The sequence below is a fragment of the Actinosynnema sp. NPDC002837 genome (assembly GCF_040295345.1).
Classification (GTDB): domain Bacteria; phylum Actinomycetota; class Actinomycetes; order Mycobacteriales; family Pseudonocardiaceae; genus Actinosynnema.
This window is the reverse complement of the sequence record NZ_JBEOVG010000021.1, coordinates 92,105-108,794: the sequence shown is the minus strand read 5'-3', so window position 1 is coordinate 108,794 and position 16,690 is coordinate 92,105. Positions and strand designations below refer to the sequence as shown.

The following is a 16,690-nucleotide window of genomic DNA, read 5'->3' as shown; positions in this document are numbered from 1 at the left end:
CCCGGGCGCGGACCTCGCCCCGTAGCTCACCGCCGGGGCCGCCGCGCACCGGTGGGGGTAAGGTTGCGCGGTCGCGCTGTGGCGGGCGCTCGGCGGGGCCGGCCGCGACACCGAGGCCCTGCTGGTCTACGAGCGCACGCGCGAGGCCCTGGCCGACGCGCTCGGCGTCGACCCCTCGCCGGAGCTGTCCGCGCTGCACGTCGCGCTGCTGCGCGGCGAGGTGGGCCGGCGCGAGGAGGAGAACCGGAAGACCAACCTGCGCGCCGAGCTGACCAGCTTCGTCGGCAAGGACGACGACGTCGCCGTGGTCCGCGGGTTCGTCGCCGACCAGCGGCTCACCACCCTGATCGGGCCGGGCGGCTCGGGCAAGACGCGGCTGGCCGCGGAGACCGCGCGCACGCTGCTCGACGACCTGCCGGACGGCGCCTGGCTGGTGGAGCTCGCGGCGATCGGCGCCGACGGCGACGTGGCCCAGGCGGCGCTCGCCGGGCTCGGCCTCCGGGACGCCCTGCTCGGCGACACCTCGAACGCGGAGCCGACGGACCGGCTCGTCGCCGCGCTGCGCGACCGGGAGGCGCTGCTGGTCCTGGACAACTGCGAGCACGTGATCGAGGCGGCGGCGGCGTTCGCCCACCGGGTGCTCGGCGAGTGCCGGCGGCTGCGGATCCTGGCCACGAGCCGGGAACCGCTCGGCATCACCGGCGAGGCGTTGTGGCTGGTCGAGCCCCTCGGCCTGCCCGAGGAGGGCGCCGGCCCCGACGAGATCGAGGCGTCACCGGCCGTCCGGCTGCTGCGCGACCGGGCGGGCGCGGTGCGCAAGGACCTCGCGGCCGACGCAGGTGCGTCGGCGACGATGGCGCGCGTCTGCCGGGCGCTGGACGGCATGCCGCTGGCGATCGAGCTGGCCGCGGCCCGGTTGCGCACGATGTCGCTGGACCAGTTCGCCAACCGGCTCGACGACCGGTTCCGCCTGCTGACCGGCGGCAGCCGCACCGCGTTGCCGCGGCACCGGACGTTGCGCGCGATGGTCGACTGGAGCTGGGAGCTGCTCACCGACGCGGAGCGGATCGTGCTGCGCAGGCTCTCGGTGTTCTCGGGCGGCGCGAGCCTGGAGGCGGCCGAGCGCGTCTGCGTCGACGACGCGGTCGAGCCGGACGAGGTGCTCGAACTGCTCACCACGCTGGCCGAGAAGTCGTTGCTGGTCGCCGCGGGCGACGGCACGCCGCGCTACCGGATGCTCGGCACGATCAAGGAGTACGCCGCCCAACGCCTCGCGGAGGCGGGGGAAGCGGACCTGGCGCGCCGAGCGCACCTCGCGTACTTCACCGAGCTCGCCGAGACCGCGGAACCGCAGCTCCGGCGTGCCGACCAGCTGACGTGGCTGGCCGTGCTCAAGGCCGAGCACGACAACATCGGCGCCGCGATGCGTGGCGCGCTCGCGGCCGGCGACGCGCGCGGTGCGATGCGGCTCGCGGCGGGCGCCGGCTGGTACTGGTGGCTCGCCGGGCACAAGTCCGAGGGCATGGAGCTGATCCTCGCGGCCACCGGCACGCCCGGCGAGGTGCCCGACGACGTCCGGGCCATGGTGTACAGCCTCATGACGATGTTCCTGAACTCCGGTCTCGGCGACGAGCACCAGGCCGCCGAGTGGATCCACAAGGCGTACGAGGTGAGCGGGCGGCTGGAGCGGGGCAACCCGATCCTGGCGCTGGTCGTCCCGCTGGAACGGATGTTGCGGACGCCGGGCGGGTTCCTGCCCGCGTGGGAACCGTTGCTGGACAACGAGGACCCGTGGGTGCGCGCGCTGGCGCGGCTGCACCTGGGCAAGATGCGGGTCATCCTCGGCCACGGCGGGCGGGAGGCGGACGCGTACCTCGAAACGGCTCTCACTGAGTTCCGGTCCCTCGGCGAGCGGTTCGGGATCTCGTTCGCCCTGACCTCGCTGGCGGACCGCATCGCCACCCGGGGCGAGTTCGCCGCCGCGTGCGAGCACTACGAGCAGGCCGCCGCCGTCGTCACCGAGATCGGCGCGACCGAGGACGTCATCCGGATGCGGTCGCGACAGGCCCAGCTGTACTGGCTGATGGGGGACAAGGACTCCAGCGAGGCCGCCATCGCCGAGGCCGCGCGGTCCGCGGCCCGGGTCACCTGGCCGGACGCGCTGGCCGAGCTGGCGCTCGCGAAGGCGGAGCTCGCGCGGTGGACCGGCGACGTCGAGGAGGCACGCCGGCAGCTCGACATCGCGACGACCTCGTTGGGCGACAACGCGGAACGGCCGTACATCCGCGCGATCACCCACGACCTGCTCGGCTACCTCGCCGATGACCTGGACGAGTCGCGCGAACACCGCGCGGCGGCCTGCCAGGCGGTGTCCGAGGCCGGCCACCCGACCATGGTCGCGCTGGTGCTCGTCGGGGTCGCGGACCTGGCCCTGCGCCGGGGACGGCCCGAGCAGGCCGCCCGGCTGCTCGCGGCGAGCGCCGCCGTGCGCGGGCTCCCGGACCGGGCCCACCCGGACGCGGACCGGATCGAGCAGGGCGCGCGGAGCCACCTCGGCGACGAGCGGTTCGCCGAAGTGGCTCGGGAGGGCGCGGAGACGAGCTGGTCCGAACTGGTGACGGCCGCGCTCGACTCGTGAGCGTGGCCGTCACCAGCGGCTACCCGACGGACGCGACGCCGGCGGCGATCGCGTCGGGGGTCAGCCCGCCGCACGCTGGACGATGATGTCGCCGTGCCGCGTGCGGGCGCGGACGGTGACCTTGTCGTCGAACGCGCCCGCGTCTTCCCTCGGCGCAACGGAGTTGCGCATCGATCCGCGCTTGCTCTCCGCGTCCACCCGGGCCGCGGTGCCCTCGCCGATGCCGACCTCGATGTCGCCCGAGCGGTTCGACAGCTCCGCCTGACCGCGGGTCAGCCGGCCGATCCGGATGACGCCGCTGCCGGTCTTGGCGGTGACGCCGCCGTCGGCGCGGTCGACGTCGAACCCGCCGCTGCCGCTGTTCAGGTCCACGTCGGACGCGGCGTGCCCGATCCACGTCTGACCGCCCGAACTGGACAGTCTGACCGCGCCCACGACCTCCTCGATCCGCGCCGCGACCACGCTGCCGTCGATGTCGACGCGCCCGGCGACGTGGCCGATCGTGATCGCGCCCGCCGCGATGTTCGCCCGCAGCGCGTCCACGCGGTCCAGCTCGACCCGGCTCGACGCCGTGTGCAGCTCGCACTCGCCGAACGAGCCGTCCGCGCGGACGCTCGAATTCGCCAGGTACGTGACCAGGTCGGAGCCGGTGGGCAGGTCGATCGTGATGGCGACCGAGCCGCTCGCGCGCCCGGAGACGGTCGTCTTGACCGAGAGCCGGCCGCCGGCGAAGTCGACCTTGGTCTTGTCCGCCACCTCGACGTCCGACCTGCTCGCCCGGTCGACGGGTTCGACCAGCACCACGGTGTCGGTCCGGTCGCTCGCGGTGACCCGCACCCGGGCGCCGGCGACGACGACGGTGGCGGCGATGGGTCCGGGGGTGGTGAAGGAAGGCATGGCGGTTCTCCTCTGGTTCTCGTGCTCGGTCCGGTGGTGGGCGAGGTGTTCGGCCCGGGTCATGCCCGCTTCTTGAACGTGGAGGACGCCCACAGGTACCCGACCAGGGCGATCCCGGCGCACCAGGCGAGGGCGGCGATCACGTCGCCGGTGGCCGGCGATCCGTTGACGAACCCCCGCAGGGCTTCGATGATCGGCGTGAAGGGCTGGTACTGCGCGAACTGGCGGATGCCCGGACCCATCATCTCGGCGGGCACGATCGCGCTGCTGAAGAACGGCAGCATGATCAGCGGCACGGCGGCGAGCCCCGCCGTCTCCGGCGACTTCGCCGCCAGGCCGAGGGCGACGGTGAACCAGCCGGCCGCGAACGCGAGCAGCACGACGATGCCGACCACGCCCAGCCAGTGGGCGAACCCCGCCGCGGGGTCGAAACCGAGCAGGAAGGCGACCCCGACGAGCGCCGCGATGGCGACCAGGTTGGTGAGCACGCCGGCGACGACGTGACCGGTCAGCACCGCGCCGCGGGGGACGTCCATGACCTTGAACCGGTTGATGATGCCCTTGGTCATGTCCGAGTTCACCGCCGTGGCGGTGGCGCCGAGCCCGTAGCAGACGGCCAGCAGCATCAGGCCCGGTGTCGCGTAGTCGATGTAGTCGACACCGACGTCGAAGGCGTCCCCGAACACGTAGACGAACATCAACATCATCACGACGGGCATCAGGATCGCGTTGAACACCGAGGTCGGGTTCCGGGCGATGTGCTTGAAGTTGCGGCGCAGCATGACGGTGGAAGGGGACTTGGCGCTCACTTGGCGGCCTCCGCGGTGTGGCCCGTCAGGGCGAGGAAAACGTCGTCGAGGTCAGGGGTGTGGACGGAGAGCTCCTCGGCGCTGAGCGAGTTCTCGTCGAGCCGGTCGAGCAGCGCCCGCAGGGACCGGGTCCCCGCGTCGCTCGGCACGCGCAGGGCCAGCGCCTCGTCGTCCCGCGTGGCGCCGGTGAAGAGCCGGGCGCCCGCGTCGAGGTCGGCGGCGGTGGCGAACCGGAGCCGGACGTGCGTGCCGGGGAGGCGGCGCTTGAGCTCGTCGGGAGTGCCCTGGGCGACCAGGCGGCCCTGGTCGAGCACGGCGACCCGGTCGGCGAGCTGATCGGCTTCCTCGAGGTACTGGGTGGTGAGGAAGATGGTCACGCCGTCGGCCACCAGGTCGCGGATGATCGACCACATCGTGCGGCGGCTGCGCGGGTCCAGGCCCGTCGTCGGCTCGTCCAGGAAGATGATCCGGGGGTCGCCGACGAGCGTCATCGCCAGGTCGAGCTTGCGGCGCATGCCGCCGGAGTAGGTCGAGGCGGGCTTGCGCGCCGACTCGACCAGGTCGAACCGCTCCAGCAGGTCCTCGACGACCCGCCGGTCCGCGCCCCCGCGCTTCAGGTCGACCACCAGCTCCAGGTTCTCGTACCCGGTCAGCACCTCGTCCACGGCCGCGAACTGGCCGGTGACGCCGATGGCCGCGCGGACCGCCTTGGCCTCGGTCGCGAGGTCGTGGCCGGCCACCCGCGCCGTCCCGCCGTCGGCCTTCGCCAACGTGGTCAGCAGGTTCACGGTCGTCGTCTTGCCCGCACCGTTGGGACCGAGCAGGGAGAAGATCGTCCCGGCCCGGACGTCGAAATCGACGCCGTCGAGGACGACGTGGTCCCCGTACGACTTCCGCAGTCCTGAAACTTCGATCGCTGAACTCATGTCGGCAACTATCGGCAGGCCGCCTGTCACACGTCTGACACGACCCTGACACCGCCGCTGACACGGACCCGCCCTACGCGGAGCGGTCGTCACGTCACGGTCCGGTCGACCGCTCTCACCCGTCGCGGCGATTTGACAACATGGGGTGAGCACAGGGGTGGCGCGGTGATGAACGCGAGGGGTGCCTGACATGAGTGAAGACGACGACCGCGGGCGCACGGCCCACTTAGCCCCGTTCTCGCTGCGGGGGCAGCTGTACTGGATCCTGCCGATCACCCTGGCCACGATGTCGCTGACCGTGTGGCTGCTGGCGAACCCGCAGTGGGGCGGCGACGTGGCGGCGATCGTGGTGATCCCGATCAACGTCGCGGCCGTGCTGGTGCCGCTGATGATGACCTACGGCGCCCGTGACACCAGGCACGACCCGGACAGCCGGACCAGGATGCGGCGGCTGAAGATCGCGCTCGCGTTCACCTCCGCCGCGCTGCTGGTGGTGAGCCTCGTCTACTGGTTCAGCCGCGAGGAGGACCCGCACGACTACCTGGCCGGGGTGCTGCGGGTGGGCGTGCTGAAGGAGAGCTACCCCGGCTGGAACAACGTGCGGGCCGACGGTTCCCGCGAGGGGTTCGACGTGGCGCTCACGGAGTTCATCGCCAAGCGGTACCGGGCGGTCGAGCGGATCGAGTACGTCGAGCTGACCGAGCGCGACGACCGGATCCGCGCGCTGACCGACGACTTCCCGGGCGGGCCGGTCCACCTGGTGATCGCCAACTTCTCCATCACGCCCGAGCGTGAGAAGCAGATCGACTTCGCCGGCCCCTACTACTACGACCAGCAAGGTTTCTTCACCTGGCAGAAGGTCTCCAACCTGGAGGAGATCCCGCCCGGCGAGGTCTGCACCTCCAGCGGCACCACCGGCAACGCCCGGCTGACCGAGCTGGGTTGGCGGCCCACTTCGGAGCGGTCGCTGGTGGCGTGCATGCGGCAGTTCCTGGAGAACCGGGACAGCGGGCGCGCGGTGTCGACCGACGTGTCGATCCTCCAGGCGTTCGCCGAGGACCGGAAGCAGGACTCCCAGGCTCCGTGGCAGGACGTGAGCACCGTCGTGATCGGCCAGGAGAGCTACGGCGTCGGCATCCCGAACGACCGGCCCCGCCTGTGCGAGGAGTTGAACCGGACGATCACCGAGTTCATCAACGACCACTGGGCGGTCGAGTTCGACAAGCACCTCAAGGGCGTGGCCGACAAGGACAAGCACATCCCGCAGACGACCTCGCCGTGCCAGGGGTCGACGTTGTTCTGACCCGGGGCGACCCGTTCCGGTGCTCGCCGGGCACATCGGGGATCAGAAGCATGCGCTCGGACTGCTGGCACCTCACCGAGGACGTCGACGACTTCCTCGGCCGGGCCGGGGACTTCCTCCGCTCGCGCCCCGCCCTGCACACCACGTCGTTGGTTCTGTCGCTGTTTGAGTGATCAACTTGTTGGGCTGCTCGACGCTGCGTGCCGTGTGCCTGCGATCATGGTCGGGGTGTGATCGCGACTGGTTGGAAGCCCTGCTGCCGCACCTTGCCGGTGTGGTGGTCGAGCGGGTCGAGCGGACCTCCGCAGGTGTGCGGGTCTGGGCGTGCACGACGGTGAAGGCTGCCGCTTGCCCGTCCTGCGGTGTGCGGTCGAGTCGGGTGCACAGCCGCTATGACCGGAAGCTGGACGACACGCCGGTGGCCGGTCGGCCGGTGATGCTGCGATTACGGGTGCGCCGGTTCTTCTGCGACGACCAGGGTTGCGCGGTGGGGACGTTCGCCGAGCAGGTCGACGGTCTGACCGTCGGGCACGCGCGGCGCACCCTGTTGTCGCGCACCGCGTTGGAGCGCATCGGATTGGCGTTGGCGGGTAGGACAGGGGCACGTCTGGCCGTCGGTCTCGGGCTGCCGACGAGTCGAAGCACGCTGCTGCGGTTGGTGCACGACCTGCCCGATCCACCGGTCGGAGCGGTGCAAGTGCTCGGGGTCGACGACTTCGCCCTGCGGCGTGGTCGCCGCTACGCGACCGTATTGATCGACGCGGTCACCCACCGCCGCGTCGATGTGTTGCCCGACCGCAAGGCAGCGACCCTGGCCGCATGGTTGGGCGAACATCCCGGCGTGGGCATGGTCTGCCGGGATGGCTCGGCCACCTACGCCGAGGCTGTCCGCCAGGGCGCTCCGGACGCGGTCCAGATCGGTGACCGATGGCATATCTGGAACAACCTCGTCGCGGCGGTGGAGAAGACCGTGACCGCCCACAGCACGTGCTGGTACGTCGGGCCGCAGCGGCGCACCAAGGTCGCGGAGGAGCGGACCCTGCAGCGGCACGCCGCGGTCCACGACCTGCTCGGCCAAGGCGTCGGACTGCTGGACTGCGCACGACGACTCGGCATATCGCTCAACACGGTCAAGCGCTACGCCCGCGTCGCCTCGGCCGAGGATCTGCGGCGTCCGCCGCCCTACCGGCGCAGCATGATCGACCCCTACCGCGACCACCTGCGCCGTCGTCTGATGCAGCAACCTGACATCCCGGTCACCCACCTGCTCGCCGAGATCCGCACCCTGGGCTACCCGGCAGTGCCAACCTCCTGGTCCGCTACCTCAAACAAGGCCGCGCCGAACCCGAGCGCGTCCCACCCTCCCCGCGACGCCTGGTCACCTGGCTGACGAGCAAACCGGAGAACCTGCCCGAGCATCATCGCCGCCATCTCGACGACCTGATCACCAGCTGCCCGCCGATGACGACGCTCGCCCGGCGGATCCGCGAGTTCGCCGTGCTCCTCACCCGCCGTCGAGGCCAGGGCCTCGATGCCTGGATCGACGCGGTCCTGGCCGACGACCTGCCCGCCCTGCACCGCTTCGTCCACGGTCTGCGCAAGGACAACGACGCCGTGGTCGCGGGACTGACCCTGCCCCACAGCAACGGCCCCACGGAAGGAGTCGTCAACAAGATCAAGCTGCTCAAGCGGCAAACCTACGGAAGGGCGAGCTTCGCCCTGCTGCGCAAGCGAATCCTGCTCAACCAGTAACGCCCTCGGGTCCGTGGCCTTCACCCCAAGTCGTTGATCACGCAATCAGCGACAGAACCACGTCGTTGACGGTGACCGAGAAGCTGCGCGCCGGCGGGGCGGACGGCACCGTGCTCGGCCGGCTGGAGCACGGTGGCGAGGTCCGCGCCGTCTTCTACCGCCGGCCGACCCACCGCCTGAGCCTCACCGTCCTCTCCCCCGAGCAGGCCGACGGCCTCGCCGCCCACCTCGCGGGCCTCGGTCTCCCCCTCACCGGCGTCACCGCGGTGGACGATACCGCCGCCGCTTTCGCCGAGGCGTGGCGGCGGCACGCGGGCGCGGCGCCGGCACCCGGCCAACCGGTCCGCCTCTACCGCCTGGGCACGCTCACCCCGCCGGAGCCGGTCCCGGCGGGCCGGGGGCGCGTCGCGGGCGCGGCCGATCGTGCGCAGGTCATCCGCTGGTGCAGCGAGTTCGTCGCCGCCGTCGGCGAGGCGCCCTCGATGGACGCCGACACCTGGGCGGCCTCGCGGTACGCCGAGAAGCGCTACACGTTCCGGGAGACCCCGGACGGTACTCCCGCGGCCATGGCGGGCTCGACGTCGATGGTCGCCGGCATGGTCCGGGTCGACCCCGTCTACACCCCTGCGCACCAGGGTCCGCAAGGCACGGCGACGTCGGGCGTTCGTCGCGGTCACGTGCGCCGTGCTGGCCCTTGGTGGGCGGAGCGCTGGTGGCGAGGCCGTCGATGCCCGACTTCCGACCCGCGGGCCCGGAGCCGTTCCCCGAGTACCTGTTGACCTCGCGCGTCCTCGCGCAGTCCTGGAGCCGCACACCCGAGCCGGTCGTGATCAGGTTCACGCCCACCGTCGCTCCCGACGAGATCACGCTGATCTTCAGTTGCGCCATCGGCGACGAGCGCGCCAACGGGGACGAGGAGGCCGCCCTCAGCGTGTCGCTCACGATCGACGGGAAGGAGGTGGAGCAGACCGTGTGCCAGGACGGTGCGACCTCGATCGATGACGAGGAAGTAGCGAGGAACCTGAGCACGGGGCGGGAGTCCGTCGTGCGGATGACCGTGCTCGGGCACATGTCGGAGCTGCCGGGCGGGACGACGACACCCGCGGTGGGCCAGGCCCCGGACGGGGTCGCGGTCCGCCTGGCCGTCGGGCAGCACGTGCCGGTCACCGAGTACCCGCTGCCGCCACCGCCGGAGAAGCCGGTGCGGGTGGACCAGCTCGTGCGCGACGACGCCGACATCGTCCTGCGTGCCGACCCGGCCGACCCGAACAAGCCGCAGAAGGTCGTCGTCCCGTGGCGCGGCCTGTCCTCGATGCACCTGTGGAACGGCTCACCCGGCCGCCTCCGCGTGCTGGTCGGCGACGACACCATCGCCGATGCCAGCAACTACGGGTACGGGTTCAGCGGCATCACCGGCGGCGCCGGTCACGACGGGGCCGGCCTCGTCCTGGGACAGCCGGTCGAGATCAGCGTCGTGCCGGAAGGAGCGCACGGCGACTGGATCGTGATGCTGATGGAGGAGGACTGATCGCGAACCCGACATCGCGAGGTGCCCGGTCGATCACTGTGGCGCTCGTGTTCGCCTACTCGTCCGGTGACGTGGTCGACGTCGTCCGAGGAGCGGGTCGCAGGCCGGAGAGCGTGACCACGACCAGCCGGCGGACCGCGTCCTCGGACGGCAGGCGGCTCGCGGCCGTGAGGGCGTGCAGGCAGTAGTCGGCGAGCTCGTCCGGCGACACGTCGTCCCGGATCCGGCCCGCACGCGCGCCCTCGGCCACCAGCTCCGCGACCAGTTCGTGCAAGTGCCGTTGGGCCCGCAGGACGTGCTCGTCCTGGTGCAGGAACGACACGAGCTCCGGGTCGTCGTGCGGGCGTGCCTCGTGGGAGATCCGGGCGAACGCCTCCAACACCGCTTCGAGCCGCTCGTCAGCGCTCGGCGCACCGTCCCGGGCACTAGTGAGCCGACCGAGGTGCGCGGCGATCTGCCGCTCGTGCCAGGCGCCCAGGATCGCTTTCACGTCCGAGAAGTACTTGTAGAGCGTCGCGCGCCCGATGCCGGCGTGCTCGGCGATGCGCGACATGGTCACGCCCAGCAGCCCGTGCTCGGCCACCAGCGCCGCCGTCGCGTCCAGGATCGCGGCGTGCACCTCGCGGCGGTGCGTGTCGATCGTCTCGCTCCGCAGCCTGGGCACGCCGGGAGCATACCGACCTGTGGACAGATCGTCGTTTGCCGGACATAGTGTCTCGCAAAAGCCCGGACGGCACTTCGGAGGAGACATGACCGAGTCACCCGGCGAGGACGACGTGGCCGCACCGCTGTGGGTGCGGATCTCGGGGGTGGTCGTCATCGCCCTCGTGCTGGCGCTCGTGGTCGTCCACCTGACGGGCAACGGCTTCGGCGGCCACACGCCGTGAACCCGACCCTGCGGAAGTCGGCGCTCACCGCGCACGTCACGTCGTCGGTGGGCTGGCTCGGGGCCGTCGCGTGCTTCCTCGTGCTCGCCACCACCGGGATGTCCACCGCCGATGACCGGCTCGCCCGTGCCGCGTACGTCGTCCTGGAGCCGATCGGCTGGGCGGTCATCGTCCCGCTGAGCTTCGCCTCGCTGGTCACCGGCCTGATCCAGGCGTGGGGCACGCCGTGGGGCCTGTTCCGGCACTACTGGGTGGTGGCGAAGCTGCTCATCAACGTGCTGGCCACCGCGGCGCTCCTGGTGCACATGCGGCCGATCGGCCACCTGGCCGAGGCGGTCGCGCTCACCGACGACCTGGCCGGGATGCGGTGGCAGGTGACGGTCGACGCGGCCGCCGCCGTCCTCGTGCTGCTCGTGGCGACCGCGCTGTCGGTGTTCAAGCCGAAGGGCAGGATCCGGTGACGACGCGCCCCCGCGTCAGCGGCCGATTCGGCAGTCGCCGTTGCCGTTGCCGCCGTCGTCGTCGGAGAGGAATGACGCCAGTTCCCGTCCTTCCTCGGTGACGGCGTCGTGCTCGGCCGGCGAGAGGTGGCGCAGCGGGGTCACGGCCACCGTGCCCGCCTCGACCGTCCACGTGGCGGCGACCCGACCGTCGACCAGGACGACGCGCGCGCCGGTGACCGACAAGCCGCGGTGGGCGTCGTCGATGATCCGGCGGCGGTCCTGGTAGCCGAGGATCGCGTTGTCGAACGCGGGCAGGAACCGCACCGGGGCGGGGGTGTCGGGGTCGGGGCGCGGCGCGTCCGGCAGGTCCAGCAGTTCGCGGCCGTGCTCGTCGCGGAAGGCGATCAGCCTCTCGCGGATCGCGGCCACCGCGCGCGGGAGCCCGGAGAGGCCGGACCAGGCGCGCAGGTCGGCCACCGTAGCGGGCCCGAATGCGGCCAGGTAGCGCAGCGCCAACGCCTCCCCCACCGGGTCGGAGCCGTCCGGTGCGGGTGGGTCGACGTCGCGTCCCAGCCACGATTCGAGCAGAACCGTGCGTGCACCGGCCTTCCTGCGCCACAAGCCGCGCGGTGGCAGCTGGACCGTCGGGAGGAGGGCGGCGATCCCCATCTCGCCCAGCGCCCGCGGTCCGACAGCCGGCCACCGTGCGGCGAGCGTCCGGCCGAGTTCGGGCATCGTGCGCGGCTCGCCGTCGGCCAGCGCGGCCCGTGCCGCGGTGGTGAGTTCTGCCAGGTCCACGCCCTCGAACTCGCGGCGGTAGACCCCGAGCACCCGTTGGCGCAGCATGGGGCCGTGCCGGGCGCGCCACGCCAGCGCGTCGTCGGCGGTGACGAGGTGGACGGTGCGGCGCATGAGGTGGGTCCGGACCACGCGGCGTCCGGTCACCAGGTCGTCGAGCGCGGTCGGGTCGAAGGCGCGCAGCCGTGACCACAGGCCGACGAACGGCTCCTGCGGTTCCTGCGCCTGCATGCCGCACAGGTGCGCCACGGCGTCGGACACCGGTAGGTCGGCGCGGGCCAGCAGCAGTTGCCGGGCGAGCGTCGCGCGGTTGAGCGCCTTGGTCTCCAGCACCGTCATCGTGGTGGTGTCCTGTCGGGTTCGGTCACGGGGTGGGCGGTCGCGTGCCCACCCCGTGTTCGGGTTACGCGTTGTGCTCGGTGACGACGTCGACGACCCAGACGACGCCGAAGCGGTCCCGCAGCATGCCGTAGGCGGGAGCCCAGCCCGCCGGGCCCATCGGGATCACGACGGTCGACCCGTCGGAGAGCTGGTCCCAGTAACCGGTGACCTCTTCGACGGACTCGCCGCGCACGGAGACGAAGAACGAGTTCTCGCCCTGCTCGTAGGCCAGCCGCGAGGGCACGTCGTAGGCCATCACGTGGAAGCCGTTCTCGCCGAGCACCTGGCCCCACATCACGTGGTCGGCCTCGGCCTCGTCCTGGACGTTGCCGGCGTCCTTGTAGGTGACGACGGCGAGTTGGCCGCCGAAGACGGATCGGTAGAACTCCAGGGCGGCGCGGGCGTCACCGCGGAAGTTCAGGTGGGCGGTGGTGGTGACGGACAAGGTCGTTCCTCATTTCGACTTGAAGCCGGATGTGGGGCAACAGTCGCAGGGGTAGAGGCCAGGTTGTGTCCTCTACTGTCGGGCAGAATGGCAGACATGCCGAAGACCTCAGCCCGACTGCTGTCGCTGCTGTCGCTGTTGCAGGCGCGTCGGGACTGGCCGGGGGCGCTGTTGGCGGAGCGGTTGCGGGTCAGCCCGCGCACCGTGCGGCGGGACGTCGACCGGCTGCGCGAGCTCGGCTACCCCATCGTGACCGCCAAGGGTCCGGACGGTGGTTACCGGCTCGGCGTCGGCTCGCAGCTGCCGCCGTTGCTGTTCGACGACGAGCAGGCCGTCGCGCTGTCGGTGGCACTGCGGATCGCCACGACCACAGGCGTCGGCATCGAGGAGGCGGCGGCACGGGCGCTGAACACCGTCCGGCAGGTCATGCCCGCACGGCTGCGCCACCGCATCGACACCCTCCAGGTCACGGCGGTGGAGCGGGTCGCGGCTCCGCAGGTCGACAGCGACGTGCTGATGACGATCAGCGGCGCCATCCACGCCCGCGAGGTGCTGCGCTTCGACTACGCCACCCCACCCGGCACCGCCCCCGACCTCACCGCACCTCCACCACGCCGCGTCGAGCCGCACCACCTCGTCACGCGTGGCGGCCGCTGGTACCTGGTCGCCTGGGACCTCGACCGCGACGACTGGCGCACGTTCCGCGCCGACCGGATCACCCCGCGCACCCCCACCGGCCCCCGCTTCACCCCGCGTGACCTGCCCGCCGAGAACGTGGCCTCGTTCGTCGCCGCCAGGTTCTCGGGCTCCGACGGCTCGGGCGGCTGGCCGTGCCACGGCGAGGTGATCCTCGACCTGCCCGCCACCGAGGTGTCACCGTTCGTCCACGACGGCGTGGTCGAAGACCTCACCCCGAACCGCTGCCGCGTCACCCTGGGCTCGTGGTCGTGGCCCGCCCTGGCCGCCGCCATCGGCCGGTTCGACGCCGACATCGAGGTCGTGGGGCCGCCCGAGCTGAAGGACGCCTTCGCCCACCTGGCCCGCCGCTACGCCAAGGCGGCAACCTGAAGCCTGGCCCACAGGCGCACAACACACCTGGCGGGGCTTCAGTTCAGCGGCTCCGCTGTCGGACTACGGTCCCGCCCGGCTCTCCCACCGCGCCCTGTTCACGCCGTCCGAGTCCGGCACCACGGCGCACCAGTCCCCCATCACCCGGTCCGCCACCATGAGCGAGAAACCCTCGCCCGTGACCTCGGAGAGCGTATCGGCCCCACCGGGATAGGCCCGGTAGGTCAACTCGCCGGCGGGTAGTGGAGCCGTGAAGGCGGTGAAGTCGTCTTCCAGGATTTCGGGCCTGGGTTGCAACTCCGGCTCGACTGCCACGCAGACCAGAGAACGTGGTCGTACCAGGCGGGCCAGTTCGGCCGCGTTCTCCCGAGTCACGCGGAACCACCTGCACCCGTAAGCGCCGTACGCCCAACGTTCGCACAACAAGGTGAAGCGATCACCGGCCTCCGCCACTGACGCCCAGAAACCCTCATCCGCGACCGCGTCGACGGGCTTCGAGATCTCCACGGGCTCAGGAGCCGCGTCGCGCCACTGGAGAACCGCGGCCTGGCCGTGCAGCCCGGCCAGATCCGCGGCTACCGCTCGTGTCGTGTAGAGGTGGACGGCCCCATCCCACCCCGACTCGATCTGAAGCCGCCCCGGGGCAACGAGCTGACAATACGGCCCGCGCCCGGCAACCATTTCCTCGACCAGGTGAACCGCTGGCGAGGTCTCGACCTTCGCACCGTTGCGAAGGCCGAGGTACTCGACGGGAAGCGGTTCAGCCACCAGCAACTCGCCGACCTCCAGCACGTCGGCGCCGCTCCGCTCGACCACCACCCCGAGCACCTGGCGCAGTTCCGCCGCATACGAGCTCCAACCGGCCGCGTCGGCCAACTCCTCGCGCAAACGCTCGCCGCGAGGGCTGATGATCAGCTCCTTGCTCAGCCCTTCAGCCATACGAGCCCTCGCAGCTTCCGGTCGCAGTTATGCACCCACACTAGTGGGAAATGAGCTCGGCCATGTTCAAGACAAGATCACGGGAGTCCAGTTCTTCCGACAGCCGAACCAGCCTCCGATGGAATTCCGCGCTGATCGGCAGTTCATCCTCGTAAATCCACGAGCACATCAGGTGGAACGCCAGGCCGTACTCGCCGACCTTCAGGAAATCGCGCACGTCGACGATGACCGAAGGCGTACTGACAGGCGACTCCTCGAGCAGCTTCGTGATCTCTACGACGTACTCCCCGACCTGCACCGCACCTCCAACGATCACCGCCGGCACCCCGGCACCGCCTCCTACAGGTTAACCGGATAAAGCTTCAGTTCCCGAACCCTCAACTCGACATACGTGCCCTCCACAGCGCCGGCGAGCGGCCCGACCCCTTCGAGCAGGACGATGTCATCACCTACTCGAGCTGAGATGACACCGTCCACATCGACTCTCTCAACGCACCCGACGATGACCACCACATCACCGTCCTCCGCCACCGCGTGCCGCACCGGACCCGAGACCGGACGGACCGAGATGATCCCCTCCTCGGGGACTTCCAACTCGACGTGCAGATCCCGCCCGACCGGAACCTCTCCAGGTCCGACCCAACACCCCCTCGCGGACGTGCCACCGGATCGGAAGCGGACCCAGCCGGATTCCGCGTCGAGCACTTCCTCAATCCGAATTTCCAACACAATCCCTTCAACGAGGTTCACACGACCACCGAGAGCAGCGAGGTCGCCAACCACTGCTCATCGACCACCAGGAAGGCCGGCTTCGCGACGCCCTACGGGTCGATCACAAGTCGTTGAGCAGCTTCCCGGACTTCTTTTTCGTCGTAACCCGTACGAAGGTAGAGCTCCCAGGGCCCCAGTGAGGCGATAACCGCCTCGACAAGGGCGTGCCACCTCCCCGCCAGAGAAGCAGGCACCATCCCCTGAATCTCCCGCACCGACGTTGCACCTTCGGTGACCGTGACCGTTTTGGCCGCCACCTCCGGCGAAACGCCCTCCCCCAACCATATGCAGACCGCTGGAGCTTCATCCAGGCGCACTCTGATCGACCGGGCCGCCTGCCGCAGCCGAAGAGCATCGTCCAACCCCAACCCGATCCGGACCAGACGCTCTTCGGGCACGCTATGGAGATCCTTGGTGACCTGGTACACCACCTCGAACTCTTCGACGGTCATCCGAATAGCCTGGCGCGGACCACGTTCGGGCATATCACCGGGATCACTTGAGCTCCTAATCACAGCAATCCTTCCCCTCCTTCGGGCGAACACCGTCTCGAACGCAACAGTCCAGCCTCGACGAAAGCGCGAAAATGCGCGATCACTTCGGCCAGGTTCCCAGCGCCACCGACAGACCTGACCGTCCGGCCGTCCGACCACGCCTCAGTCCAGTCCGCGGTTGCGGACGCGGGGCGGGGCCGATCGTTTCGACCGACCCCACCCCGTCCCTACACGCGATAGGGAAGCGTGAACCCGACGTCGCGTGAAGCGTCCTCGTACGTCGAGACCATCTCCGAGATGATGTTTGCGACCTCGTCCAAGGCGAACCGGGCGTCGTCGAGGTCACCGGAATCCAGGTTCTCGGCCAACTCCTTCAGCGTGTCCTGCAGGACCTTCAACGAGTCCCCCTGAACCGCCACCGCGGGGAAGTTCCTGCTCGGCACCTGCACCACCGCGAAGTTGCCGGCGATCGCCAGGATCGCGGCGCTCGTCGCTTGTTCGTTCATCGACCACCTCGGGGCTGGAAGAGGATGTACGGCTCGTGCTCGATCAGAGGCCCGGTGAAGATAAGGCACACAACCCCCGTCGGTCCGCCACCCCAAGATCAATCG

At 70.7% G+C, this 16,690-nt stretch carries 20 protein-coding genes and 1 pseudogene; 10 read left to right on the top strand and 11 right to left on the bottom strand.

The features are described 5' to 3' along the window. Nucleotides 1-73: 73 nt before the first annotated feature. Nucleotides 74-2,638: pseudogene (locus ABTZ99_RS17765) on the top strand (ATP-binding protein); the annotation flags it as partial. Between the two features lie 60 nt (nucleotides 2,639-2,698). On the opposite strand, the gene ABTZ99_RS17760 reads toward ABTZ99_RS17765, so the two are convergent. From ABTZ99_RS17760 to ABTZ99_RS17750, 3 genes are read right to left on the bottom strand one after another with little or no spacing between them, the layout of a single operon-like run. Continuing rightward, entirely contained in the window at nucleotides 2,699-3,598 is a 900-nt protein-coding gene (locus tag ABTZ99_RS17760) for a DUF4097 family beta strand repeat-containing protein (protein WP_499612316.1), read from the bottom strand. Further along, nucleotides 3,595-4,317 carry an ABC transporter permease gene (locus ABTZ99_RS17755; protein ID WP_498782934.1) on the bottom strand — a complete coding sequence of 241 codons (723 nt, stop codon included), beginning with the start codon at nucleotides 4,315-4,317 and terminating at the stop codon, nucleotides 3,595-3,597. Before ABTZ99_RS17755 ends, ABTZ99_RS17760 begins: the two co-directional genes overlap by 4 nt. A 23-nt stretch (nucleotides 4,318-4,340) precedes the next feature. Then, entirely contained in the window at nucleotides 4,341-5,270 is a 930-nt protein-coding gene (locus ABTZ99_RS17750) for an ATP-binding cassette domain-containing protein (protein ID WP_499612314.1), read from the bottom strand. Between the two features lie 190 nt (nucleotides 5,271-5,460). Here ABTZ99_RS17750 and ABTZ99_RS17745 point away from each other — a divergent pair, with 190 nt between their 5' ends. The 6 genes from ABTZ99_RS17745 (at nucleotide 5,461) to ABTZ99_RS17720 (ending at nucleotide 9,853) form a co-directional block, all read left to right on the top strand. Further along, nucleotides 5,461-6,573: a transporter substrate-binding domain-containing protein gene (locus ABTZ99_RS17745; protein ID WP_498782923.1), complete on the top strand. Its 1,113-nt coding sequence runs from the start codon at nucleotides 5,461-5,463 to the stop codon at nucleotides 6,571-6,573. 50 nt (nucleotides 6,574-6,623) lie between these two features. After that, complete coding sequence (locus ABTZ99_RS17740; protein WP_499612312.1) at nucleotides 6,624-6,746, top strand: hypothetical protein; 123 nt, start codon at nucleotides 6,624-6,626, stop codon at nucleotides 6,744-6,746. Then, nucleotides 6,743-7,963, top strand: a complete 1,221-nt coding sequence (locus tag ABTZ99_RS17735) for an ISL3 family transposase (RefSeq protein ID WP_499612311.1) — start codon at nucleotides 6,743-6,745, stop codon at nucleotides 7,961-7,963. The genes ABTZ99_RS17740 and ABTZ99_RS17735 overlap by 4 nt, the downstream gene beginning before the upstream one ends. Beyond that, nucleotides 7,885-8,325, top strand: coding sequence for an ISL3 family transposase (locus tag ABTZ99_RS17730; protein ID WP_499612320.1), 441 nt, complete (start codon nucleotides 7,885-7,887; stop codon nucleotides 8,323-8,325). Before ABTZ99_RS17735 ends, ABTZ99_RS17730 begins: the two co-directional genes overlap by 79 nt. A gap of 71 nt (nucleotides 8,326-8,396) precedes the next feature. After that, nucleotides 8,397-9,104 (top strand): GNAT family N-acetyltransferase, encoded by a 708-nt coding sequence (locus ABTZ99_RS17725; RefSeq protein WP_499612309.1) that lies wholly within the window; start codon nucleotides 8,397-8,399, stop codon nucleotides 9,102-9,104. Further along, complete coding sequence (locus ABTZ99_RS17720; protein WP_499612307.1) at nucleotides 9,053-9,853, top strand: hypothetical protein; 801 nt, start codon at nucleotides 9,053-9,055, stop codon at nucleotides 9,851-9,853. The genes ABTZ99_RS17725 and ABTZ99_RS17720 overlap by 52 nt, the downstream gene beginning before the upstream one ends. A 55-nt stretch (nucleotides 9,854-9,908) precedes the next feature. On the opposite strand, the gene ABTZ99_RS17715 is transcribed toward ABTZ99_RS17720, so the two are convergent. After that, nucleotides 9,909-10,517, bottom strand: coding sequence for a TetR/AcrR family transcriptional regulator (locus tag ABTZ99_RS17715; protein WP_499612305.1), 609 nt, complete (start codon nucleotides 10,515-10,517; stop codon nucleotides 9,909-9,911). Nucleotides 10,518-10,602: 85 nt separating this feature from the next. Between ABTZ99_RS17715 and ABTZ99_RS17710 the strand changes: the two genes are divergently transcribed. Next, a complete protein-coding gene (locus ABTZ99_RS17710) occupies nucleotides 10,603-10,740 on the top strand; it encodes a hypothetical protein (RefSeq protein WP_498782917.1) in 138 nt (45 codons plus the stop codon). Then, complete coding sequence (locus ABTZ99_RS17705) at nucleotides 10,737-11,201, top strand: DUF2269 domain-containing protein (protein WP_499612303.1); 465 nt, start codon at nucleotides 10,737-10,739, stop codon at nucleotides 11,199-11,201. Before ABTZ99_RS17710 ends, ABTZ99_RS17705 begins: the two co-directional genes overlap by 4 nt. A gap of 15 nt (nucleotides 11,202-11,216) precedes the next feature. Here the strand turns inward: ABTZ99_RS17705 and ABTZ99_RS17700 are convergent, their stop codons facing one another. Continuing rightward, a complete protein-coding gene (locus tag ABTZ99_RS17700) occupies nucleotides 11,217-12,320 on the bottom strand; it encodes a winged helix DNA-binding domain-containing protein (protein ID WP_499612301.1) in 1,104 nt (367 codons plus the stop codon). A gap of 64 nt (nucleotides 12,321-12,384) precedes the next feature. Next, complete coding sequence (locus ABTZ99_RS17695) at nucleotides 12,385-12,807, bottom strand: VOC family protein (RefSeq protein WP_498782911.1); 423 nt, start codon at nucleotides 12,805-12,807, stop codon at nucleotides 12,385-12,387. Between the two features lie 96 nt (nucleotides 12,808-12,903). On the opposite strand from ABTZ99_RS17695, the gene ABTZ99_RS17690 reads away from it, so the two are divergent. Continuing rightward, a complete protein-coding gene (locus ABTZ99_RS17690; RefSeq protein WP_499612299.1) occupies nucleotides 12,904-13,875 on the top strand; it encodes a helix-turn-helix transcriptional regulator in 972 nt (323 codons plus the stop codon). Nucleotides 13,876-13,938: 63 nt separating this feature from the next. On the opposite strand, the gene ABTZ99_RS17685 is transcribed toward ABTZ99_RS17690, so the two are convergent. The 5 genes from ABTZ99_RS17685 to ABTZ99_RS17665 all read right to left on the bottom strand — a co-directional run bounded on the left by ABTZ99_RS17685 (nucleotide 13,939) and on the right by ABTZ99_RS17665 (nucleotide 16,585). Further along, on the bottom strand, nucleotides 13,939-14,814 hold the full coding sequence (locus ABTZ99_RS17685) for a hypothetical protein (protein ID WP_499612297.1): 876 nt from the start codon (nucleotides 14,812-14,814) through the stop codon (nucleotides 13,939-13,941). A 40-nt stretch (nucleotides 14,815-14,854) separates the two neighbouring features. Then, nucleotides 14,855-15,139, bottom strand: a complete 285-nt coding sequence (locus ABTZ99_RS17680) for a MafI family immunity protein (RefSeq protein WP_499612295.1) — start codon at nucleotides 15,137-15,139, stop codon at nucleotides 14,855-14,857. Between the two features lie 14 nt (nucleotides 15,140-15,153). Further along, a complete protein-coding gene (locus tag ABTZ99_RS17675; RefSeq protein ID WP_498782904.1) occupies nucleotides 15,154-15,564 on the bottom strand; it encodes a hypothetical protein in 411 nt (136 codons plus the stop codon). A 71-nt stretch (nucleotides 15,565-15,635) separates the two neighbouring features. Continuing rightward, a complete protein-coding gene (locus tag ABTZ99_RS17670; protein ID WP_498782902.1) occupies nucleotides 15,636-16,037 on the bottom strand; it encodes a hypothetical protein in 402 nt (133 codons plus the stop codon). A 269-nt stretch (nucleotides 16,038-16,306) separates the two neighbouring features. Further along, nucleotides 16,307-16,585 carry a DUF6959 family protein gene (locus ABTZ99_RS17665; RefSeq protein ID WP_498782900.1) on the bottom strand — a complete coding sequence of 93 codons (279 nt, stop codon included), beginning with the start codon at nucleotides 16,583-16,585 and terminating at the stop codon, nucleotides 16,307-16,309. Between the last annotated feature and the right edge of the window lie 105 nt (nucleotides 16,586-16,690).